The following is a 21,439-nucleotide window of genomic DNA, read 5'->3' as shown; positions in this document are numbered from 1 at the left end:
GCCCCGCAAGGGCGCACAGGGGGCCCGTGCGCCCGTCAGGCCGACACGCGCTCCGCCGCCAGTTCCGCCACGTCGTCGAGTACGCCGGACAGCTCGGCCGCGAGTCCCTCCGGGGCCCGGAAGCCCTCGGGCCCGACCAGCCCGGGGATGCCCGGGACTGCCGCGGAGCGGCCGGCGACGCGCATGCCGACCAGGCTCAGCACCGGCAGCAGCATCTCGGCGGCCGGGGCGCCGCCCGAGGGGCCCGCGCTGTAGCTGACGATGCCGGCCGGCTTGCCCTCCCATTCCCGGTAGAGGAAGTCGATGGCGTTCTTGAAGGGGGCGGTGTAGCCGCCGTTGTACATCGGCAGCACGAAGAGAACGGCGTCCGAGGACTCGATCAGCGCGCTCCAGTCCTTGGTGTGCTGGTGGGCGTAGTTGCCGCTGGACGCGTACTCGGGCTCGTCCAGGAACGGCAGGGCGATCTCGGCGAGGTCGACGGGCGTGACCTCGAAGCCGCCGCGGGCGCGGGCCTGCTCGGCGACCCACTGGGCGAGCGGGCGGCCGGAGGAGGTGGGGCGGGTGGCGGCGGAGATGACGTGGAGACGGGTCATGGGTGGAACCCCCGATCGGTCGGTGCGGGAAAGTTGTTGACGTGTCACCTATGAAAGCCGGGATATGGGTGACGTGTCAACTAGGTAGGTGATGTGTCACCAATATGGCTAGAGTGCGGACATGACCCCCGCACCCGAGCCGCCGCGCTGGCTCACCGAGCCCGAGCAGGACGCCTGGTACGCCTGGCGGCGGATGTTTCCGCTGGTCAACGCTGAGATCGCGCGCGACCTCAGCCAGGACAGCGGCCTCTCGGAGGCGGATTACGACGTCCTGTCCGTCCTCGGCTCAACCGACGGCCACCGCATGCGCATCAGCGCGCTCGCCGAGCTGATGCACTGGTCTCGCAGCCGGCTCTCCCACCACCTCACCCGCATGGAGCAGCGCGGCATCGTCCGCCGCGAGGAGGTCGCCGCCGACGCCAGGGGCGCGGAGGTGGTCCTCACCGAGGGCGGCGTCGAGACGATCACCGCGGCGGCCCCCCTCCACGTCGAGTCGGTACGCCGCCACCTGATCGACACCCTGACCCCGGAGCAGCTCCGCACCTTCGCCGAAGTGGGCGAAATCCTCCGCGTCCGCCTCGGCGCCGAGCGCAAGGGGCGGTAGCCGCTACGGCTTCCAGCTCACCCGGTGTTCCGCCAGGTGCGCCAGCACCGAATGGTTCGCCTCCCAGCCGTCCGGGAACTTCACCGTGACCCCGAGCTGTACCGGCTCCGTCGACGGGTGGTCGTCCAGGAGCTCCGCTATGCCCGCGCGGGCCACCACCACGCAGGCGTGGCGGTGGCGGGAGGCCAGTACGCACAGGCGGCCCGTCTCCAGGTGGAAGGCGGTCGCGTCCGGGCGGCCCGACAGGGGGTGGAGGACCACCGTGAGGTCGTACTCGCGGCCCTGGAGGCGGTTCGCGGTGTCCACCGTGACGCCAGTGACGCCGAGGGCGGACAGGGCGGCGCGGACCGCTGCCGCCTGGTCGCGGTGGGCGGTGCCGACGGCGATCCGGTCGGGGGTCAGGGGGGACGGGTCCGGGGACTGCTCGTCCGCGGTGACCGTGCCGCGGTCCAGGGCACGGCGGACCACCATGGCCACCGCCGCCACCGCCTCCGGGTCGGTGCGCGGGGTGTGGCGGGCGGGCAGTTCGAGGAGGCCCCAGCCCGATTCCGCGGCCTCGTCCAGGACCCGGTCCGGGCCGGAGCCGTCCGACGGGACCCCGTACGAGAGCCGGCGGTCCCCGTGGTCCGTACCGCTGCGGAACCGCGTGTACGGGTAGAAGGCGCGCGAGACCAGCGGCGCGGCCGACGCCGGGAGCCGCCAGGACACCGGCAGCCGGTGCTGCGGCAGCCCCGGGTTGTGGGCGAGGAGGGTGGACACGGCCGAGGCGGAGGGGTCGTAGGACAGGCCCGCCCACTGCTCGGCGCCGACCACGCTGAACGGGTCCAACTGGCCCGGGTCGCCCACGAACAGCGCCCGCTCGAAGAGGCCGGCCACGGCCAGCAGCGCGTCCGAGCGCATCTGGTACGCCTCGTCGACGATGGCGTGCTCCCAGGGCTCCGTGTCCTTGACGTAGGCCCACTTCGCCGCCGTGGAGATGGTGATGGGGAGTTCGGCCAGGTCGCCGGGCTTGGCGGAGAGCGTGACCGAGGGGAGGGAGCGCAGGGCGGGGTCGTAGGCGTCCGCGTCGCTGCTGTGCAGCCGGCCGACCTTCAGCTCCGGGTCCTTGTCGGCGAGCCGCAGCACCAGGTCGTCGACCTGCGCGTTGGTCTGCGCCACCACCATCAGCCGGCGCCCGGCCGCGGCCAGCTCCCGGGCGGCCCGGACCACGAGCGTCGACTTGCCGGCCCCGGGCGGCGAGTCGACGACCACGCCCCGCTCGGTTCCGTACAGGGTGTCGCGCAGGATGGCGGCGGTCGCCTCGGCGGCCGCGGCCCCCGGGTCGAAGGTCGCGGTCACAGCAGGTCCTCGTCGGTCACGGTGTCGGGCAGGACGGGGGCGGTCAGGTGTCCCGGCGGGCCGCCGTGCGTCCACGGGGTGTTCTCCGGGTCCGGCAGCTTCGGGCCGCCGCGCGCGTCGTGTTCGAAGAGCGTCCAGCACACCCGGTCGCCCTTCACCGGCACCGAGCCCGGGTCCGGTTCCTTGCCGCGGCCCATCTTGTCGAGGAGTTGCAGCACCAGCTGCCCATCCTCCTCGAAGCGGACGAACCGGGCGCTCTGCGGCCGCCCGTCCAGCGAACGGAACACCTTCCCGCCGCCCCCGTCCGCCAGCTGCGGGCGGTCCTCGGTGGCCACCGTCACCAGCGGGCGCGGGCTCGGCCGCTTCGAGTCCGTCCACTCCATGACCACCTCGGTGACCTCACCGGCGAACGCCTCGCCCGAGAGCCGCCGGCCCGCCATCACCAGGGGGTCGTCCAGCGCCTCCTGGGCGTCGAGCCGCACCTGCTCGGTCTCCCGCGTGGCCAGCTTCTGAGCCGCCGTCACCGCGTCGTCGCGGCGCGGCTGCGGGGGCTCGCCCGCCCGTACGCGGTCCCGGTGGCCGGTGTACGACCAGCGGTCGCGGGTCCAGCGCTCCTCGGCCCGCTCACCGGCCGGCAGCGCGCGCAGCAGCTCGACGGAACGCCACACCGCGTCCCAGGTGGGCCGCATCTGCGCCGCCACCAGCTCCCGGACGCCTTCCTCCGCGCGGGACAGCGCCCGCTCGTCGCGCGGCTCCGCCGTGCGCGCCGCGTCGTACCGGGCCATTGCCGGGGCCAGCAGCTTGTTGTCGAAGGCCGGGTCGGTGGCCGGTCCGGCCGGCGGGACCAGCAGCCGGCCGTCACGGTCCCGCGCCAGCTCGGCCCGCTCCGCCGCCCGGGCGCCGGACTCGCCCTCCGGGGGCGCTATCCAGGCCAGCAGCGCACCCAGGTGCTGGTCCTCCAGGTTGCTCTGGCCGCTCGCCCAGTGCCGGGACAGCAGATCGGTCGCCGAGAGCAGCATCGAGGAGCCGGGGACCCGCGAGCGCTCGCCGAAGTGCGTGAACCAGCGCCCCAGCAGCGGCACCCGCGCGGGCGCCGGATACGGATTCTCCGGATCCTCCTCGGCCGTCCGCCGGAACCGCATCGAACGCCCCAGCAGCCGCACGTACTCGATGCCCGCCCGGCTCGGCACGATCAGCTGCGGCGCGTCCAGGCACAGCTCGGCCTCGACCTTGGTCCGCTTCCCGGTCTCCGGGTCGGTCTCGCCCCGCTCGACCAGCTCGACGTCGTCCCCGTACGCGTCCACGTACGGCAGCACTTCGTCGGCGAGGTCGGCCAGGAAGGCCCAGCGCAGGTCCCGGTCGCGCGGCTGCGGCACCACCAGCAGCCGCGGGTGCGCGGGATCCGTGCCGACGAGCGCGCCGAGCGGAGCCCCCGCCTCACCGGCCGTGGTCAGCGGTACGAGGACCAGCGGACGCTCGCTCAGATGCCGGTGCCGCACGGTCGCGAGCGGCTGGGCGCGGCCGGCGCGGATGGCTTCGAGCCGGGCCAGGGTGGTCAGGAGGGACATACGGCGCCCTCCCCGGCCGAGCGGAGGGCCTCGGCGCGCAGCCGGGCGGCGTGGTGCAGGGCCGCGGCGGTGGGATCGCCCTCGGGGCCCGCCCCGGCGGCCGCGGCCGCGAGGGCCGCCTCGACGGTGGTGAGCCCGCCCAGCTCGCCCCGTACGGAACGGCCCAGCGCGGTCACCTCGCCGGCGGCCCGGGCCCGGTCCCGGCAGTGGAAGGCCAGCTCGCAGGCGGCGAGGCACTCGGGGGCGTAGGCGGCGTCCACGGCGGCCACGGCTTCGGCGAGCTCCTCGGCGGTCCGCGCCGGGTCGAAGGTCAGGTCCTCGGGAAGCGCGGCGGCCAGCTCCTCGACCCGGGTCAGCCGGTCCAGCTGGCGCCGGGTCACGGAACGCTCGCGGCGGATGTCCACGGCGGAGGCGGTGGGCAGGTTGGAGAAGTCCTTCGGGCAGACCAGCAGGACGGTGTGCCCGACCTCGGCGCCGGTCAGCTTCTCGGCGGTCTTCTCCAGGGCGAGGACGTACACGGCGGCCTGGCGGGCGGCGGCGCCCACCTTCGCGGCGTCGGCGGACCCGTCGATCATCGGGAACGACTTGATCTCCACGACGGTCCAGCGGCCGTCGGGATGCACGACGACGGCGTCCGGCTCCAGGTAGGCGGGGGAGCCCGCCACCTCCAGGGCCAGCATCGGGTGGTCCAGCAGCGTCCACGCCCGCGCCGCGGTGGCCTCGCGCAGGGCGAGCGCGGTGCGGGCGGCGCGGCCCTCGGGCCCGGCGGCGGCCAGGTCGGGGACGAGGGCGCCGGGGCCGGGCGGTTCGGCGCCCGCGCCGAGGTGCTCGTACACCAGCCGCAGCAGCTCGGCGCCGCCGTCGCCCTTGACCTTGGCCTCGAAGGAGTTGCCGCGCACGATGGCGAACTGCGACTGCCCGAAGGCGGCGGGCGAGCCGAGCGCCGAGGCGAGGACGGTCTTGTCCACGCCGGCGCCGTCGAGCAGGGCGCGTCTGCCGCAGCCGGGATTGGCGGCGAGCGCGGCCAACGCCCGGGCGTCGAGCGGGCGCGGGGGCACGGCGGGGCCGCGCAGGCCGGCGAGCCGCTGCCGCAGTGTCGGCGACGGCGCGGTCTGCTGCGCCGTGCGCTGCGCCGTGCGCTGCGCGGGGCTGCTGGGCGGGTAGGAGCTCACGGGCGGAAGTGTCCCATCCGCCACTGACAATCGTGGAGCTGTTGGATGATGTACGGACGATGGAATCGCCGTAAAACGGCATGAACTCCGATCTACCGGGAGAACTCACATGGCCCCCCGCATCCTGCTGGCCCGCCACGGCCAGACGGCGTGGTCCAAGCTCGGCAAGCACACCGGACGCACGGACGTGCCGATGCTGGAGGAGGGCAGGCAGGGCGCGAAGCTGCTAGGCGAGCGGCTGGCCCGCGAGCCGTGGAACGGCCTGCCGGGCGTGGAGGTCCGCACCAGCCCGCTGGTCCGCGCGAGCGAGAGCTGCGACCTGGCCGGGTTCGGGGCGCAGGCCGATCCGTGGCACGCGCTGATGGAGTGGGACTACGGCGACTACGAGGGCATGACCCCGGCCGAGATCCAGGCGGTCCGCCCGGGCTGGCTGATCTGGCGCGACGGCGTCCCGGGCGGGGAGTCCGTCGCGGACGTGGGCGCGCGGGCGGACGAGGTCGTCGCGTGGGCCCGTTCGGCGGAGCGGGACGTCCTGGTCTTCGCGCACGGCCACATCCTGCGGACGCTCGCCGCGCGGTGGCTCGGCTTCGACGTGTCCTTCGGCGCCCGCATCCGGCTCGACCCGACCTCGCTGTCGGTGCTGGGCTGGGCGTACGGAGCGCCTGCGCTGGAGCGCTGGAACGACACGGGCCACCTGGACGCGTAGCGGCCGGGCCGTTTCCCTGGGCGGGGCCTGGCTGCCTCGGGGTGGCTGCGCTGCCGGGGCTCCGCCCCGGACCCCGCGCCTCAAACGCCGGCGGGGCTGGAGTTTCGCTGGGGCGGGACCGGCCGGGTTGGGGCGGTGCCCCTCCGGAGTGTCTCCTCGTCCTCGCGCCTGCGGGCACCTCTCGGATGTTCGGGGCGGTTGCGCGCTCGTCCTGCGGGGACCCTCCTGCGTGTCCCCACCCCAACAGCACGCTCCCACCCGCGGGGGCGGGGCCTTGGCCTGCGGGGCGGAGCGGGGGCACGGCGGGGCGTCCCCGCAGGACGAGCGCGCAACCACCTTCACGTAACGAAGCGGTGCCCGCAGGCGCGAGGACGAGGAGACGCCCCGCCGGGACACCGCGCAGCAGCCGCAGGACCAGACCCCGCCCAGCAAAACCCAGCCTCGCCGGCGATTGAGGCGCGGGGTCTGGGGCGGAGCCCCAGCAGCGCAGCCGCGGCCGCAGAACGGGACCCCGCCCAGGGAAAACCCAGCCCAGCCCGGGAGGGCTACACGGCGGAGCCCCGGCAGCGCAGCCGCGGCCGCAGGGCGGGGCCCCGCCCAGGGAAAACCCAGCCCAGCCCGGGAGGGCTGCACGGCGGAGCTGCACCCCTACGGGAACCGGGGCCCGACGGGAGTCAGCCGGCGTGGCGGGTGAGGAAGGCGGCCACGCGGGGCTGGCGCTGGTGGGGGATCAGGGTGCGGGCCGTGTCCGAGAGCATCGCGCGGATGCGGGTGGAGTTGACCTCGGTCAGCAGGTCCAGCACCCGGCCCCCCGCCCACGCCGCCTCGTCGGGGGCGCCCGCGCGGGCCAGGTCCCCGGCCAGCTCGGCGGTGTAGAGGGCCACGTTCCGCGCGAAGTGCGGGTCCTGGAGGTCGGCCGCCCGCCGGGCGTGCCGGGCCGCGCGGGCGTGTTCTCCGAGGGCCGCCCAGCACCGGGACTCGAGGGATTCCAGTTCGGCCTCGCCGAAGAAGGACATCCACTCGGGGTCGGCGCCGGCCGGGCCCCGGGAGAACTCCGTGTGCGCACGGGTCAGCGCCTCCTCGCAGGCCCTGCGGTCGGCGAGCCCCGCCCAGCCGCCGGCCTCGCGCAGGGCGAGGAGGGAGAGCAGCCGCGGCGAGCCCAGTGAGCGGGCGGCGCGGCGGCCCGCCTGGGCCGCCCGTACCGCCTCGCGGGAGCGGCCGCAGTCCCGGGCCAGGAAGGCCATGTTGCTGAAGGCGTGCGCCTCCAGGCCCGCGTCCCCCGAGACCCGGGCCGTGGCGAGGGCCTCCGCGTAGTGCGAGCGGGCGTCGTCGAAGCGGCCGGAGTCGTGGGCCAGCCAGCCGACGGAGACGGCCAGTTCCCCGGCGCCCGCGTGCAGCCGGTCCTCGGTGGACTGCCGGGTGGCTCCCGCGTCGAGGAGCGCGTAGGCGGTGCGCAGCGGTTCCGCGGCCCGGCGGTAGAGGGCGTCGGCCCCGTGCCGGTCGTCCAGCAGCCGGATCTGGCGGACGGCGTCCTCGACGGCGGCGGCCTCGGACTCGCCGGCGCGGGAGGGGAGGCGGCGGCTGTCGCCGAGCAGGGTGAGGCTGAGGGTCGCGGCCGCCACGGTCGCGGAGCCCCCCGCCATGAACGCGCGACGCAGCACGTCGCTCTCCTTGGAACTCGGACTGGAACTGGAAGCGGAACTGAGATGGATGGGGGTGAGGAGGGGGTCGCGCTGCGCCGAGCGGCCGCGGACCGCCTCCCTCGGGGCGAAACCGAGGTCGGCCAGGGCGCGGCCGGGGAACATGTGGAGGAAGACCCGCTCGTACGCGTAGTTGGGGCAGCGGATCTCGCCGGACTCGACCCGGCCGATGTAGCGGGCGTCGCAGGAAACCGTTTCGCCGATTTCCTTCGCGGCCCGGCGCACCAGGGCTGCGAACTCGGCCGGGGAGTGCTGACCGCGCAGCCGCCGGAACGTGGAGTTGGGTGAGTGGGGGGACGCCGCCATCGGGATCCCTTCGTGGGTACTTCGTCCTTTAGGGCGGACGTGGAGCGAAGCTCCTGCGGAGCAAGGCAGGGTGCGGCCATTCGCTGTCAGGCGGACCGCCGTTGTATGTGCGGTCAACGTGTGATCTCGCCTTCTGGGCGAGTGGTGTAGGAGTAGCCGTCGGCTCGTTGGAGCTGCCGGAGGTTTTTGTATGACGTGTCGGCGTGTCCACCAGTGACAGGGATGCGGTGTCGTCCAGTGGAGCGGACCATGATGCGTCCGGTGTGGGTGCCTTTGTGTTTTCCTGTGGGGATGACGGCGCGTACCAGGTCCCCGGTCTGGTAGCCGAAGAACTGTTTCTGTCTGGGGAGGCGGAGGCGGGGGAAGCCGTGTTTGTCGGGGCGAGTGCGGGCGTGGGTGCCGCGCCCGGCGCACCCCGCGACTAGGACGCTGGTGACGGTTTCGGTGATTGCGTCGAGTTCGCCCACGGCCAGGGCATCGAGGGTGTGGGTCTTGGCCAGGCCGGTTCGCTGCCGGTTCCATTTGGTGCGTCCGCCGGATGCGGCGTGGGTGGGCATACAGGCGTCGAGTGCTCGCCAGAGGGCCCAGCGGGTGGACTGCAACGCTGCCGCGTCACGCAGAGGCGCTTTGGCCAGTATGAGAATCTTGGCGAGGAGCGTGGGCTCATTCTTGAGGAAGTCCTGAACGAGCCGGTTGGACTTGGACTCGTTGCAGGGGATGCACGCGACGCACAAGTTCGAGACGCGATCGGTTCCGCCCCGGCTGCGGGGCTGGATGTGGTCGATGTTGAGGGGCACGCCCGTGGTGCCGCAGTAGGCACAGGCCCGTCCCCACTTCGCGAGGAGGTATTCACGGACATTCATACCGTGCAAGGTGCCGTGCTGGTACTCCGCCGCCTCCAGCGGCTTGCCTGCGGAGATGACGTGAGTGTCGAAGGCTACCCGCTCCACATGCACCGCCCGCACCGGAGCCCAGCGTGCGAGCCGGCCCACCCAGCTTGTGGTGGTCACGACCCGGTGCGCCAGGGATGGGGCGAGCCAGCCTTCCGGCCGGGTGCGGTTGGAGAAGCGGGGGGCCCGGTAGCGCAGGTTCCGCGAGCGGCGGCCCCTGCGGTAGGCGGCACGCTGCTCCAGCTTCTTGCGGATGGTCGCGCCCCGGTGGTCGAGCTGGACCGCGAACCTGGCCCGCCGCTCACCATCCCGCGCGGTGAAAACGGCGATCCCGGTGTACTTGCTGCCGGGATCGATCCCGACTTCCACACCATCCACCTCCGACTCGGAGACCGCGCGGTCCTTCAACCGGATCACGAACGGTGTGTGCCGGGCGACGACTGCCCGGCCCTTCTTGAGGAGCTTGCGCGCCCTCGCGGGCGTAGTCGGCTGGAGCGGGTGCCCGTACTTGTCGAGCACGAACACGCTGGGGTGCCGCTCACGCGGCTCCGCCCCTGCCCCCGACGGGGGAGCGGGGGTGACGCCACCACCACCAGGTGAAGCGGTAGTGGTCTCCTCTCGCACATGTTCCACGCCCGGCGCCTTATGGCCTTCGAGCCCCGTTTCGTCCCTGCTCCCAGGGTTGTCTGCTGACTCGAATTCGAGAGCAAGCTGCTGAGGAAGCACAGCTCGGTCGGTCTTCTGTCGTGCGTGGAACGTAGCCAACTGGTCACCTCCTTCATGGTGTTGGCTGGTGCTGGACACACAAAGCTCAACCCTCAACCGAGGGGCAAGCTCCGGCCTTCAGGCCGGGGAGCGTGTGACGGACGTGGCCTCTCTGGCAAGGAACCCAGCGCCGGTGCTGTGACGTGTGAGGTGGGGCCCGGCGCGCATGAACGTACCGCCAGCGCCGGGGTGTTCACGCGGTGTTTGGCTACAAAACGGATATCTCACCCGCGATCCGCCATGAACTGCCATCCTTTGCGGCGTCTTGCCGCCGCACCCGTTGACGTTCCCGTGCGTTGAACCCATGCGGATACGGATCGAGGAGGGGTTCCCTTGGTGGAGGGCGGCATGGAGAGCATTGGAACGGACATCGCGCCCGAGCCCGGCACGGCCTCGGTCCCGGTGATGGATCTGGACCTGGTGACCGTGCCCGCGCGGCAGGGGCTGGAGGCGGTGGACATCATCCGCCGGGCCGCCAGTCCCGCCGGCGGGGTCGGGCCGGTCCTGCACGACGGGTCGGGCGGCACCCTCGGGTTCCTCGTCCCCTCCGGCACCGCCGACGCCTGGGACCTGCCGGGCAGCGCGTGTACGCAGACGAACGGGCGCGGGGTGCGGTTCGGCGACGCCGTCTCGCCCACCGCCGGCGCCACCGGCTGGCTGCTGCCGCCCGAGGCCGTCGGGCCGGTCACCGACCCGGAGGTGCTGCGCGCGGCGCTGGGCGAGGCGGCCCGGCTGATCGAGGCGGCCGACAACTGCCGCTGACCGGCGACAATGGGCTGGTGGCAGGCAAGGACAGAGGCAAGGGCAAGCAGCGCGGCGGACGCGGCGGCGCCGAGGCGGTCGTCGGGCAGGTGGACGGCGGCCGGGCGGAGCTGGAGCCTGACCGGGAGCGTCCGGACGCCTGGACCCTGCTGATCGACGGCGCCCCGCAGTCGCACGTGGACCTGGGCGATCCCGAGTACCTGGACTTCTCGTACCAGCGGCGGATCGGCCACCTGATCGACCTCGTCGCGCCCGCCCGCCGGCCGCTGAACGTGGTGCACCTCGGGGGCGGGGCCTTCACCCTGGCCCGGTACACCGCCGCCTCCCGCCCCCGCTCCACCCAGCAGGTCGTGGAGATCGACGCCGCGCTGGTGGCCTTCGTACGGGAACACCTGCCGCTGGACCCGCAGGCGCGGGTCCGGGTCCGGGCGGTGGACGCGCGGGCCGGGCTGGCGAAGGTGCCGGACGGCTGGGCGGACCTGGTGATCGCGGACGTGTTCAGCGGGGCGCGCACCCCGGCGCACCTGACGAGCACCGAGTTCCTGGACGACGTACGCCGTGCCCTGGCGCCCACCGGGTGGTACGTGGCGAACCTCGCGGACGGCCCGCCGCTGACGCACCTGCGGGGTCAGATCGCGACGGCCGCGTCGCGGTTCGCGGAGCTGGCGCTGGCCGCGGATCCGGTGGTGTGGCGGGGGAAGCGTTTCGGCAACGCCGTGCTGGTGGCCTCCGACCGCGAGCTCCCGGTCGCCGAGTTCACGCGCCGGGTCGCGAGCGACCCGCACCCGGGGCGGGTCGAGCACGGCCGGGCCCTGGCGGACTTCGCGGGCGGCGCGGCCCCGGTCGCCGACGCCTCGGCGGTGGCCTCGCCGCAGCCGCCGCCGTCGGTCTTCCGATAGGCCGCGCCAGGCCAGGCGAGCCGGGTCAGGGGTCGATGATCTCCACCAGCGGCGGGTGGTCGTGCCAGGTGCAGAACACCGACACCTCACGGCCGTCCTTGGTGAAGGTGACCCGGATCCACACGTCCTGCTTCCACACCTGCATCCGCCAGCCGGCTGCCGGGGTCGCGGACACCAGCTCGGCGGACGAGGCGCCGAGGGAGAAGACGACCCGGCCGCCGGACACCGGATAGGCCTGCACCTTGCCCGTGTCCCCGACCGCCTGCTGGCCGGTGCGGGGGGAGGCCGACGGCTTCGAGGACGGCTTCCCCGCCGAGGGGGCGGGCGAGGACGACGCGGCCGACGGCGAGGCGGCGGGCGTCGGCGGCACGGACGGGGACGGCGGCGGCTCGGGCAGGGTGCGCTGGGTCGAGGAGGACAGCGGCTGGGTGGTCAGGGGCACCGCGAGCGGCGGGTCGTAGGCCGTGCCGGACATGACGGTGTGCACGCCCCACCACGACAGGGTCACCGCGGCCCCGGTCGCGAGCGCCCACGCCATGGCATGTACAAATCCTCGTCGCATCAGGGCACATACTGCACCACCCGCCACAAGAGTGTCCCGACACCCCGGCGGGTCCCCCGTATGGGCTACGGTGCGGGCCATGGCAAGTGTGCTCGTGGTCGAGGACGACCAGTTCGTACGTTCCGCCCTCATCCGGCACCTGACCGAGGCCTCGCACACCGTGCGGAGCGTCGGCACGGCCCTGGAGGCCCTGCGCGAGGTCGCCCACAACCGCTTCGACGTGGTCATCCTCGACCTCGGACTGCCCGACCTGGACGGCTCGGAAGCGCTGAAGATGCTGCGCGGCATCACCGACGTACCCGTGATCATCGCGACCGCGCGCGACGACGAGGCGGAGATCGTCCGGCTGCTGAACGACGGCGCCGACGACTACCTGACCAAACCTTTCTCCGTGGAGCACCTGTCCGCCCGGATGGCCGCGGTCCTGCGCCGCTCCCGCGCGGCCGCCGGCGCCGAACCGCCCTCGCGCGTGCTGCGCGTCGGCGGGCTCGCCATCGACCCGCTGCGCCGCCAGGCCGAGCTGGACGGGGCCGTGCTGGACCTCACCCGCCGGGAGTTCGACCTGCTGGCCTTCCTCGCCGGGCGGCCCGGGGTGGTCGTGGCCCGGCGCGAGCTGCTCGCCGAGGTCTGGCAGCAGTCGTACGGGGACGACCAGACCATCGACGTCCACCTGTCCTGGCTGCGCCGCAAGCTCGGCGAGACCGCCGCCCGGCCGCGCTACCTGCACACCCTGCGGGGCGTGGGGGTCAAGCTGGAGCCGCCGCAGTGAGGGGTCCGGCGTGAGATGGGCCCTGGTCAAGGTGTGCCTTGCGGTCACCGCGATGGTGGTCGTGGCGTTCGCCGTCCCGCTCGGGCTCGTCGTCCAGGAGATGGCCAGCGACCGGGCCTTCTCCAACGCCGAGCGGCAGGCCGCCACCATCGGCCCCACCCTGTCCATCACCACCGACCCGGTGCAGCTGCGCAAGGCGGTGGAGTCCACGCAGATGGGCGCCGCCCGGCGGATGGCCGTGCACGTGCCGGCGATCGGCGCCGGCGCCCCCGTGGAGATCGGCGGGGGCTGGGCCGGCGAGCAGGCCGTCGCCGAGACCCGGCGGATCGGGCGGGCCACGACGGCCGCGCTGCCGGGCGGGGGCTCCTCGCTGCTCCAGCCGACCGCGCTCGGCTCGGGCGACATCGCCGTCGTGGAGATCTTCGTACCGGAGAGCGAGGTCAGCAACGGCGTCACGACGGCCTGGCTGATCCTCGCGGGCGTCGCCCTCGCACTGATCGTGGGCTCCGTCGGGGTCGCCGACCGGCTCGGCGCCCGGCTGGTGCGGCCCGCGGAACGGCTCGCGGACGCGGCCCACGAGCTGGGCGAGGGCAAGCTCGGCGCGCGGGTTCCCGAGGCCGGGCCGAAGGAACTCCGCTCGGCGGCCGTCGCGTTCAACGCGATGGCGGACCAGGTGGTGGAACTCCTCGCCAACGAGCGGGAGCTGGCCGCCGACCTCTCCCACCGGCTGCGGACCCCGCTGACCGTGCTGCGGCTCAACGCGGCCTCGCTCGGGGACGGTCCGGCCGCCGAGCAGACCCGGGCGGCGGTGGAGCAGCTGGAGCGCGAGGTCGACACCATCATCCGTACGGCCCGCGAGCAGCGCCCCGCGACCGGCCTGGCGGGCGGGGCGGGCGTGAACGCCGGGTGCGACGCCTCCGAGGTGATCCGCGACCGGATGGCGTTCTGGTCGGCGCTCGCGGAGGACGAGGGCCGCGAGGTGCGGCTCGCGGGGGTGGACCGTACGGTACGGATCCCCGTGGCCCGGCCCGAACTCGCCGCCGCCCTCGACGCCATGCTCGGCAACGTCTTCCGGCACACCCCCGAGGGCACCCCCTTCGCGGTGGACGTCCACGACGCCTCGGACGCGGTCATCGTGCTCGTCTCCGACGCGGGCCCCGGCATCGAGGACCCGGACGCCGCCCTGCGGCGCGGCAACGACGGCGCCCGCGACGGCTCCACGGGCCTCGGCCTGGACATCGTGCGCCGGGTCGCGGAGTCGACCGGCGGCGACGTACGGCTGGGCCGCTCGGTGCTCGGCGGGACCGAGGTCCGGGTCTGGATCGCCTTGGACGGCCGCGACCGGAGCCGGGGCGGCGCGGGCGGGGTGCGGGTGCGGCGCGGCCGACGCAAGCGGCGGGGGCAAGCGAAGTAACCGGGGGCGCGCCTTGCGGGCGGTATGTCAGTAAATCGATACCGTCCGGTTCATGGACACCCTCATCTTCGGCGGCCTCCTCGCCACGCTGATCGCCATGTACCGGGAGTCGTCCCGGATGGTCGTGCTCGGAGCGTGGTGGGTCATGCTGATCGCCGTGATCCTGCTGATGGCGCACCACATCACCAGCAGCCTCGCCCTGAACCTGAGCTACTGACCGTGGTCGCCATGCACAGCCTCCTGCCGGACGCGGCGCCGACCGCCGGCCTGCTCGGCCGGGCCCAGTACTGGTTCGCCTGCTTCTTCGCCATCGGCTGGACGGGCGTCGTATGCGGCGGCCTCTACTACCAGTTCGGGATGTGGGAGTACCCCTGCCCGCTCTGCATCGTGCAGCGGATGTTCATGCTGCTGGCGGCGATGGGCGCGGCGTACATCGTCCGCACGGCGATGGCGCACGGCGTGCTGACCGGCCGCGACTACATGATGGGCTGGGGCCTGTCCCTGGTCGCCGTGACCGCCGGCTCGTTCGCGTCCTGGCGGCAGACGATGCTGCACATCCTGCCGGGCGACAAGGGGTACGGCAGCGAGGCCTTCGGGCTGCACCTGTACGTCTGGGCGTGGATCCTCTTCACGGCCTCGGTGGTCGCCGTCGGCATCGTCATGGCCTTCGCCCACACGACGGCGGCCCGCACCGTCCCTGCGGCGGTCCCCGGACCGCTGCGCACGGCCGGGACGCTGACGCTCGCCTTCCTCGGGCTGGTCATCGCCGTGAACATCGTGGCCGTCTTCTTCGAAGAGGGCTTCCACTGGTTCCTGCCGGACGACCCGACCCGCTACCAGTTCTTCTACGACGTGGGGATCCTCGACTGATCGATCTTCCGGGCGGAATGCCCCCGGCGCTGGTTGAGTTGGACCGTGCGTGCCGCTCGCGCACGCACGCCGCCGCTCACCGCGCTCGATTGGAAACCCGCTATGCGTTACGCAGTCCTCGGCACCGGAATCGTCGGCCGTACCGTGGCCGCCCGGCTCGTCTCCCTGGGGCACGAGGTGGTCATCGGCACCCGCGACCCCGAGTCCACCCTGACCCGCGCCGAGTACGCCGACTGGCAGGCGGGGCAGCCGGAGGTCCGGCTCGCGACCTTCCCGGAGGCGGCGCGGTACGGCGAGGTCCTGGTCAACGCCACCGGCGGGCAGGCCAGCATCGCCGCCCTGACCGAGGCGGACAGCGCGCACCTGGACGGGAAGGTCCTCATCGACATCGCGAACCCGCTGGACTTCTCCCAGGGGTTCCCGCCGTTCCTGGACCCGGCGAACACCGACAGCCTGGGCGAGCTGATCCAGCGCAGCTTCCCCGGGCTGCGGGTGGTCAAGACGCTGAACACGATGAACTGCCAGATCATGGTCGACCCGGCCCGGGTCCCCGGCGACCACAACGTCTTCCTCTCGGGGGAGGACCCGGACGCGAAGAAGACCGTACGCGAACTGCTCTCCTCCTTCGGCTGGACGGAGGCGAGCATCCTCGACCTCGGCGGCATCGAAACCGCCCGGGGCACCGAGATGCTGCTGCCCGTCTGGCTCCGGCTGATGGGGTCCCTGGGCCACGCGGACTTCAACTTCCACATCCAGGGCGCGCACCCCGCCCCGTAGGGCACCCGGACGGTGGCCGCCCGGACGGTCGCGGAGATGTTGCCGCGGCCTCCGGGCCCGCCCAGGGTGGGCCTGACGGAAGGAGTCACGCATGAGAGTCATGCTCAGGGCCCACTTCGACACGGCCGCCACCAACGAGGGCATCAAGACCGGGGGTCTGCCCCACGCGGTCAAGAAGCTGATGGACACGGTCAAGCCGGAGGCGGCCTACTTCGGGCTCCACGAGGGCGTGCGGTCCTGCTGGATCGTCTTCGACCTGCAGGACAGCTCGATGATGCCGTCGCTGACGTGGGAACTGTTCCGCGACTACAACGCCGAGATCGAGGTCGGTCCGGTCATGAGGCCCGAGGAGCTGGCGAAGGCGATGGCGGCGCTGCAGTCTTCGTAACGACGACGGCGGGGGCGGGGGAGCCGAAGCGGACCCGGGCGACGGCCACCACCGCCAGTACGGCGGAGCCGGCCGCCGCCGCGCAGGACACGGCGAACGCAGCCCGGTACCCGTACGCCGCCGCCAGCGGCCCGGCCGCCAGGGCGGCGAGCCCCTCGCCGAGGAGGAGGCCGCTGCCCACCACGGTCATGGCCTCACCCATCCGCTCCGCCGGGCCGGCCCGCTCCACCAGCCCGAACAGCGCGATCAGGTGCGGGGCCACCGCCAGCCCGATGCCGGCCACCGCGAACGTGGCCCCCCACAGCCCGGTCACCGCCGGCAGCGGCAGGGTCAGCGCCGCCTGGGCGGCGATGGTCCGGCGCAGCCGCACGGTCAGGTCCGCCGCGCCCGGCCGGGCCACCGTCACGAAGCCGGCGACGGAGCTGGTCACGGCCATCGCCGCCCACACCGGCCCGGCCGCGCCGCCCTCGCCCAGCGACTTCGCCAGGGCGTTGACCCCGGTGTTGGCCCCGCTCCACGCGGCCCCCTGGAGCACGGCCATCGCGAACAGCAGCCCCAGCCCGGGCGACCACAGCCGCACGTCGGTCCGTACGCCCATCGCCGTCGCGGGGCCCGGCGCCGTCGGGTGCAGGGCGAACAGCGTGCCGAACACCAGGATCAGGGCGGCGGCGAGGAGCAGCCCCGAGGCGGGGTGCACGGCCACGGCCAGGATCCCGGCCAGCGCCGGGCCGACCATGAAGCCCACCTCGTCCAGGGTGGTGTCGAAGGACAGGGCCGAGCCGAGCAGCTTCTTGTCCGCCCCGGCCAGCCGCGCCCACCGGGCCCGGGCCAGCGGCCCCACCTGGGGCACGGTCAGCCCGGCCGCGACGGCGAGCACCATCCGGGCCCCCAGCGGCAGGCCGCCGAGCACGGCCGCGACCAGCGCGAGCAGCACGACGGCATTGGCCCAGCAGGCGGCGAGCAGCACGCCCCGGTGCCCCCGCCGGTCGGCGAGCCGCCCGATCACCGGCCCCCCGAGGGCCTGCCCGAGCCACAGCGCGGCGGCGACGGCCCCGGCGTCACCGATCCCGTCGCGCTCGTTGATCAGCAGCAGCGTCCCGATGGGACACAGCGCGGCGGGCAGCCGCGCGAGGAAGGAGTAGAGCGGCAGCACGGCCCCACCGAGTGCGAACACCCCGCGGAACCCGTCGGTTCGGGTCACGGACAACCTCCATCGGCACGCCGACCCTCCCGTTTCTCCGGCGCGCGTCGTTGCCCGTTGCCGGGACCGTACTCCCGGAGCCCGCCCTTAGGAACCCCCGCTCAGCGCCCGGACGGCCTGCGCCGCACCACCGCGGGGAGCAGCCACTTCCCGGCCACGGCCAGGAAGGCGGCCGAGAGGACGATTCGGTACCAGGGCGGGGCGGCGAGGAAGACCGACCCGGCCCAACTCACCGGTATGAGCGCCGGCACACCCGTGAGGCACCACCCCGCCACCGCCAGCGGCCGGGTGCGTCCGGCCAGGTAGTCCTCGGTGTGGCGCAGCAGCCACCAGCCGGACCACAGCCCGAAGACGCCGCCCGCCGTGAGGACCAGGCCCAGCAGGACGCCCCAGCGGGTGTTGCCGTCCGGGTCCTCCCGGGTCGCCTGGGTGAGGCTGTGCCACGACACCGCCATGATCCCGCCGCGCCAGACGCGTGCGGTGACGGGTTCGCCCTTCCGCAGGTGGGAGGCGAGCGGCTCGCCACCGGAGAAGTCGACGCGGGTGCGACCGGCCTGGTTGGTGAGGGAGGCCCAGTAGCCCGAAGAACGGCCGCCGTCCGCCTTGGCGTCGACCACGGTGTACGGGACGTCGCGCAGGCAGTCCTCGTCCGGGAGCGGGGCTGCGGTCGGGCAGGGCCGGGCCGAGGCGTAGGCCCGTTCCTCCGCGAGGGTGTCCGGGATCCCGGCGAAGACGGCGGCGGCCAGGGCCAGGCAGACCAGGCCGCCCAGCAGGGCCAGGGCGCCCGCGCGGCGGGGCCGGGGCGGACGGCCGGAACGCTTGGAGCGACTCATGGCCCCCCCCGGGCGGCGGCCGGGCTCCCGGCCGTGACCGTGGCCACGATATGCCCTGCCGCAGCCGGAGTGGCGTCAAGAGCGCGACAAGAAGCCGGACTTGGCCAGGCGGGCGTACCAGTGGGCGCTGGAGCGCGGGGTGCGGGCCTGGGTGTCGTAGTCGACGTGGACGATGCCGAAGCGCTTGCTGTAGCCGTAGGACCATTCGAAGTTGTCCATCAGCGACCACAGGAAGTAGCCCTCCACCGGGGCGCCGTCCGCGAGCGCCAGGTGGACCTCGGCCAGGTGGGCCTCCAGGTAGCCGATGCGGGCCGGGTCGTGCAGGTCCGGGGCGTACGCCGCGCCGTTCTCGGTGACCAGGAGCGGCAGTCCGGGGGCTTCGCGGGCGCAGCGGGCGAGCAGGTCGTACAGGCCCGTGGGGTCCACGGACCAGCCCATGTCGGTGTGCTCGCCCGGAGGCTGGTGGAAGGCCACCCCGTCCGCCCCCGGCCAGGGGGAGTGGTCCCCGCCGCCGTGGCCGTCCTCGCGCGGGCCGGCCGCGCCGTCGGGGGCTGCCGAGACCACCGCCGGGGTGTAGTAGTTCACGCCCAGGAAGCCCAGCGGCTGCCGGATCAGGGCCTCGTCGCCGGGGCGCACGAAGGACCAGTCCGTCAGCGCGGCGGTGTCCGCGAGGAGGTCCTGCGGGTAGGCCCCGTGCAGCAGCGGGCCGGTGAAGATCCGGTTGGCCAGGGCGTCGATGCGGCGCCCGGCGTCCAGGTCGGCCGCCGAGCCGGTCAGCGGCCGTACCGCACTGAGGTTGAGGGCGATCCCGGTACGGGCCGGGGCGGGCAGCGCCGCGGCGGCCAGGCCGTGCGCCAGGTTGAGGTGGTGGGCGGCGCGCAGCGCGTCCGCGGGGGAGGTGCGGCCGGGGGCGTGCACCCCGGAGGCGTAGCCGAGGAAGGCGCTGCACCAGGGCTCGTTGAGGGTGGTCCAGAGCCGGACCCGGTCGCCGAGCACCCCCGCGACCTGGGAGGCGTACTCGGCGAAGGCGTACGCCGTCTCCCGCTCGGGCCAGCCCCCCGCGGTCTCCAGCTCCTGCGGCAGATCCCAGTGGTACAGGGTCACGCAGGGCTCGATCCCGTACGAGAGCAGCTCGTCGACGAGCGCGTCGTAGAAGCCGATCCCGCCGGACCGGACCCGCGGCCAGGACACCGAGAAGCGGTAGGCGCCCAGCCCCAGTCCGGCCATCAGCCGGACGTCCTCCCGCCACAGCCGGTGGTGGTCCGCGGCCACCTCGCCCGTGTGGCCGCCGTACACCTTGCCCGGTGTGGCGCAGAAGGTGTCCCAGATCGACGGCCCGCGCAGCCCGGCCGCGCCCTCGATCTGGAAGGCCGCGGTGGCCGTGCCCCAGAGGAACCCCTCGGGGAACTTCTTCTCCATCAACCCTTCACCGCTCCCTGCATGATGCCGCCGACGATCTGGCGGCCGAAGACGAGGAACACCAGCAGCAGCGGGAGCGTGCCCAGCAGCGCGCCCGCCATGACCACCGACTGGTCGGGGACGTAGCCCCGGCCCAGCCCGGTCAGGGCCACCTGCACCGTCGGGCTGCCGTTCTGGGTCAGCGCGACGATCGGCCAGAAGAAGTCGTTCCAGGCCATGACGAAGGTCAGCATGGCCAGCACCGCCATCGCCGGCCGGGCCGCCGGGAACACCACGTGCCATACGACCCGCAGCGAGCTCGCCCCGTCCGTGCGGGCCGCCTCCACCAGCTCCGACGGCAGCGCCTGGGCCAGGTACTGCCGCATGAAGAACACCCCGAACGCGGAGACCAGGGCGGGCAGGACCACCGCCTGGAGCCGGTCCGTCCACGACAGCTCGGCGATCAGCATGTACAGCGGGACCACGCTCAGCTGCGGCGGGATCAGCATCGTGCCGATGACGAGGGACATCAGCAGCCGGCGGCCCCGGAACCGGAGCTTGGCGAAGGCGAAGCCCGCCAGGGTGGAGAACAGCACCGTCCCGGCCGCCACCGTGCCCGCCACGACCACCGTGTTGAGCAGGGCCGTGCCCATGTTCGCGTCGGTCCAGGCGACCTGGAGGTTGCGCCCCAGGTTCCCGCCGAACCAGAACGGCGGCGGGGTCTGCGCGAGCCGCGTGTTGCTGCGGGAGGCCGCGATCGCCGTCCACAGGAGGGGGAAGAGAGAGCCGGCCGTGAACAGGGCGAGCACCGCGTACGTGAGCCGGCCCGCGCGCAGTGACCTCATCGGGACGCCTCCCGTCCGCGCAGCAGCCGCGCCGCGCCCGCGATGGCCAGCAGGATCAGGAACATCGCCCACGCGATGGCCGAGGCCCGACCGAGGTGCAGGTTCACCCAGCCCTGCTCGTACAGGTACAGCCCGAGCGTCTGGAACTGGTGGTCCGAGCCGCCCGTCGCGCCCGCCCCGCCGTTGAACAGGAGCGGCTCGCCGAAGAGCTGCGTCGCCCCGATCGTCGACACCACGCAGGTGAAGAAGATCGTCGGCCGGAGGGAGGGCACGGTGACGTGGACGAACTGCTGCCACCGCGAGGCGCCGTCCAGGGCCGCCGACTCGTACAGCTCGCCCGGGACGGCCTGCATGGCCGCCAGGTAGATCAGCGCGTTGTAGCCGGTCCACCGCCAGATCACGATGGTGGAGACCGCCAACTGCGAGGCGAAGGTGCCGTTCTGCCAGTCCACCTTGTCGAACCCGACCGCCGACAGCGCCCAGTTGACCATCCCGTAGTCCCGGCCGAAGAGCAGCACGAAGACCAGCGTGGCCGCCGCCACCGAGGTCGCGTACGGGGTGAGCACCGCGACCCGGAAGAAGGCGGAGCCGCGCACCTTGTAGTTGAGCAGGTGGGCCAGGCCGAGCGCGATCGCCAGCTGCGGCACCGTGGACAGCAGCCCGATGGTGACGGTGTTGCGCAGCGCGTTCCAGAAGAACGCGTCGTCCCACAGCCGGGTGAAGTTCCTCAGCCCCACCCACGTCATCGAGTCCGGGTCGGTCAGCTCCACCTGGTGCAGGGCGGCCCAGCCGGTGTACAGGAGCGGGAACAGCCCGAAGGCCGCGAAGAAGAGGAAGAAGGGCGCCACGAAGGCGTACGGGCTCCAGCGCAGGTCCCACCGATAGCGGCGCGAGCGCCAGCTCCTCGCGGGGCGGCGGGAGGAGGCGGGGGAGAGCAGCACGGTCTCGTCACTCACCGACCCACCACCCCGCGGCGCGCAGCTGCTCCCGGCAGCCCCGGCGACACGCCCCCCGCCCCAGACCCCGCCCCCGGTGGCGCCTCTGGCCGGGCCCCGCGCCTGGGCATGCCCCCCGTCCCA

Annotated in this window: 22 protein-coding genes; 10 read left to right on the top strand and 12 right to left on the bottom strand. The window is 73.7% G+C overall.

The window, feature by feature from the left end; all coding sequences use genetic code 11:
• Positions 1-35: 35 nt before the first annotated feature.
• Positions 36-593, bottom strand: coding sequence for an NAD(P)H-dependent oxidoreductase (locus AB0O21_RS16300; RefSeq protein ID WP_365171551.1), 558 nt, complete (start codon positions 591-593; stop codon positions 36-38).
• Between the two features lie 121 nt (positions 594-714).
• On the opposite strand from AB0O21_RS16300, the gene AB0O21_RS16295 reads away from it, so the two are divergent.
• Complete coding sequence (locus AB0O21_RS16295) at positions 715-1,197, top strand: MarR family transcriptional regulator (protein ID WP_365171549.1); 483 nt, start codon at positions 715-717, stop codon at positions 1,195-1,197.
• Positions 1,198-1,200: 3 nt separating this feature from the next.
• Here the strand turns inward: AB0O21_RS16295 and AB0O21_RS16290 are convergent, their stop codons facing one another.
• Genes AB0O21_RS16290 through AB0O21_RS16280 form a run of 3 tightly spaced genes read right to left on the bottom strand, consistent with a single transcriptional unit; the run spans position 1,201 to position 5,275 of the window.
• Entirely contained in the window at positions 1,201-2,535 is a 1,335-nt protein-coding gene (locus AB0O21_RS16290) for an AAA domain-containing protein (protein ID WP_365171547.1), read from the bottom strand.
• Entirely contained in the window at positions 2,532-4,103 is a 1,572-nt protein-coding gene (locus AB0O21_RS16285) for a hypothetical protein (protein ID WP_365171545.1), read from the bottom strand. The genes AB0O21_RS16290 and AB0O21_RS16285 overlap by 4 nt, the downstream gene beginning before the upstream one ends.
• On the bottom strand, positions 4,091-5,275 hold the full coding sequence (locus tag AB0O21_RS16280; RefSeq protein WP_365171543.1) for a hypothetical protein: 1,185 nt from the start codon (positions 5,273-5,275) through the stop codon (positions 4,091-4,093). The genes AB0O21_RS16285 and AB0O21_RS16280 overlap by 13 nt, the downstream gene beginning before the upstream one ends.
• A gap of 109 nt (positions 5,276-5,384) precedes the next feature.
• On the opposite strand from AB0O21_RS16280, the gene AB0O21_RS16275 reads away from it, so the two are divergent.
• Positions 5,385-5,981: a histidine phosphatase family protein gene (locus tag AB0O21_RS16275; protein WP_365171541.1), complete on the top strand. Its 597-nt coding sequence runs from the start codon at positions 5,385-5,387 to the stop codon at positions 5,979-5,981.
• Between the two features lie 674 nt (positions 5,982-6,655).
• Here the strand turns inward: AB0O21_RS16275 and AB0O21_RS16270 are convergent.
• Positions 6,656-7,987: a tetratricopeptide repeat protein gene (locus tag AB0O21_RS16270; protein ID WP_365171539.1), complete on the bottom strand. Its 1,332-nt coding sequence runs from the start codon at positions 7,985-7,987 to the stop codon at positions 6,656-6,658.
• Between the two features lie 113 nt (positions 7,988-8,100).
• The gene (gene iscB / locus AB0O21_RS16265) at positions 8,101-9,402 is read right to left on the bottom strand and encodes an RNA-guided endonuclease IscB (protein WP_365171537.1); all 1,302 of its coding nucleotides are present in this window, start codon (positions 9,400-9,402) and stop codon (positions 8,101-8,103) included.
• Positions 9,403-10,047: 645 nt separating this feature from the next.
• Between iscB and AB0O21_RS16260 the strand changes: the two genes are divergently transcribed.
• Entirely contained in the window at positions 10,048-10,404 is a 357-nt protein-coding gene (locus tag AB0O21_RS16260) for a hypothetical protein (RefSeq protein ID WP_365171689.1), read from the top strand.
• 17 nt (positions 10,405-10,421) lie between these two features.
• Entirely contained in the window at positions 10,422-11,303 is an 882-nt protein-coding gene (locus AB0O21_RS16255) for a fused MFS/spermidine synthase (RefSeq protein WP_365171535.1), read from the top strand.
• A 25-nt stretch (positions 11,304-11,328) separates the two neighbouring features.
• Here AB0O21_RS16255 and AB0O21_RS16250 read toward each other — a convergent pair whose 3' ends face one another.
• Positions 11,329-11,865 carry a hypothetical protein gene (locus AB0O21_RS16250; protein WP_365171533.1) on the bottom strand — a complete coding sequence of 179 codons (537 nt, stop codon included), beginning with the start codon at positions 11,863-11,865 and terminating at the stop codon, positions 11,329-11,331.
• A gap of 79 nt (positions 11,866-11,944) precedes the next feature.
• On the opposite strand from AB0O21_RS16250, the gene AB0O21_RS16245 reads away from it, so the two are divergent.
• From AB0O21_RS16245 to AB0O21_RS16220, 6 genes are all read left to right on the top strand, one after another.
• Entirely contained in the window at positions 11,945-12,634 is a 690-nt protein-coding gene (locus AB0O21_RS16245) for a response regulator transcription factor (RefSeq protein ID WP_365171531.1), read from the top strand.
• A gap of 10 nt (positions 12,635-12,644) precedes the next feature.
• Positions 12,645-14,048 (top strand): HAMP domain-containing sensor histidine kinase, encoded by a 1,404-nt coding sequence (locus tag AB0O21_RS16240; RefSeq protein ID WP_365171529.1) that lies wholly within the window; start codon positions 12,645-12,647, stop codon positions 14,046-14,048.
• Positions 14,049-14,100: 52 nt separating this feature from the next.
• The gene (locus tag AB0O21_RS16235) at positions 14,101-14,265 is read left to right on the top strand and encodes a DUF5993 family protein (RefSeq protein WP_365171527.1); all 165 of its coding nucleotides are present in this window, start codon (positions 14,101-14,103) and stop codon (positions 14,263-14,265) included.
• A gap of 11 nt (positions 14,266-14,276) precedes the next feature.
• Positions 14,277-14,918 (top strand): disulfide bond formation protein B, encoded by a 642-nt coding sequence (locus tag AB0O21_RS16230; RefSeq protein ID WP_365171525.1) that lies wholly within the window; start codon positions 14,277-14,279, stop codon positions 14,916-14,918.
• Positions 14,919-15,020: 102 nt separating this feature from the next.
• Positions 15,021-15,695, top strand: a complete 675-nt coding sequence (locus AB0O21_RS16225) for an NAD(P)-binding domain-containing protein (RefSeq protein WP_365171523.1) — start codon at positions 15,021-15,023, stop codon at positions 15,693-15,695.
• 91 nt (positions 15,696-15,786) lie between these two features.
• Positions 15,787-16,083 carry a hypothetical protein gene (locus AB0O21_RS16220; RefSeq protein WP_365171521.1) on the top strand — a complete coding sequence of 99 codons (297 nt, stop codon included), beginning with the start codon at positions 15,787-15,789 and terminating at the stop codon, positions 16,081-16,083.
• Here the strand turns inward: AB0O21_RS16220 and AB0O21_RS16215 are convergent.
• The 5 genes from AB0O21_RS16215 to AB0O21_RS16195 all read right to left on the bottom strand — a co-directional run bounded on the left by AB0O21_RS16215 (position 16,031) and on the right by AB0O21_RS16195 (position 21,316).
• On the bottom strand, positions 16,031-17,284 hold the full coding sequence (locus tag AB0O21_RS16215; protein ID WP_365171519.1) for an MFS transporter: 1,254 nt from the start codon (positions 17,282-17,284) through the stop codon (positions 16,031-16,033). The genes AB0O21_RS16220 and AB0O21_RS16215 overlap by 53 nt on opposite strands.
• A 101-nt stretch (positions 17,285-17,385) precedes the next feature.
• Entirely contained in the window at positions 17,386-18,117 is a 732-nt protein-coding gene (locus tag AB0O21_RS16210; RefSeq protein ID WP_365171517.1) for a hypothetical protein, read from the bottom strand.
• 75 nt (positions 18,118-18,192) lie between these two features.
• Positions 18,193-19,536, bottom strand: coding sequence for a GH1 family beta-glucosidase (locus AB0O21_RS16205; RefSeq protein WP_365171515.1), 1,344 nt, complete (start codon positions 19,534-19,536; stop codon positions 18,193-18,195).
• Complete coding sequence (locus AB0O21_RS16200) at positions 19,536-20,360, bottom strand: carbohydrate ABC transporter permease (protein WP_365171513.1); 825 nt, start codon at positions 20,358-20,360, stop codon at positions 19,536-19,538. The genes AB0O21_RS16205 and AB0O21_RS16200 overlap by 1 nt, the downstream gene beginning before the upstream one ends.
• Complete coding sequence (locus tag AB0O21_RS16195) at positions 20,357-21,316, bottom strand: sugar ABC transporter permease (RefSeq protein ID WP_365171511.1); 960 nt, start codon at positions 21,314-21,316, stop codon at positions 20,357-20,359. The genes AB0O21_RS16200 and AB0O21_RS16195 overlap by 4 nt, the downstream gene beginning before the upstream one ends.
• Positions 21,317-21,439: the final 123 nt, after the last annotated feature.

The sequence above is a fragment of the Streptomyces sp. NPDC091371 genome (assembly GCF_040684275.1).
Taxonomy (GTDB): Bacteria; Actinomycetota; Actinomycetes; order Streptomycetales; family Streptomycetaceae; genus Streptomyces.
This window is presented reverse-complemented; position numbering and strand designations above follow the sequence as displayed.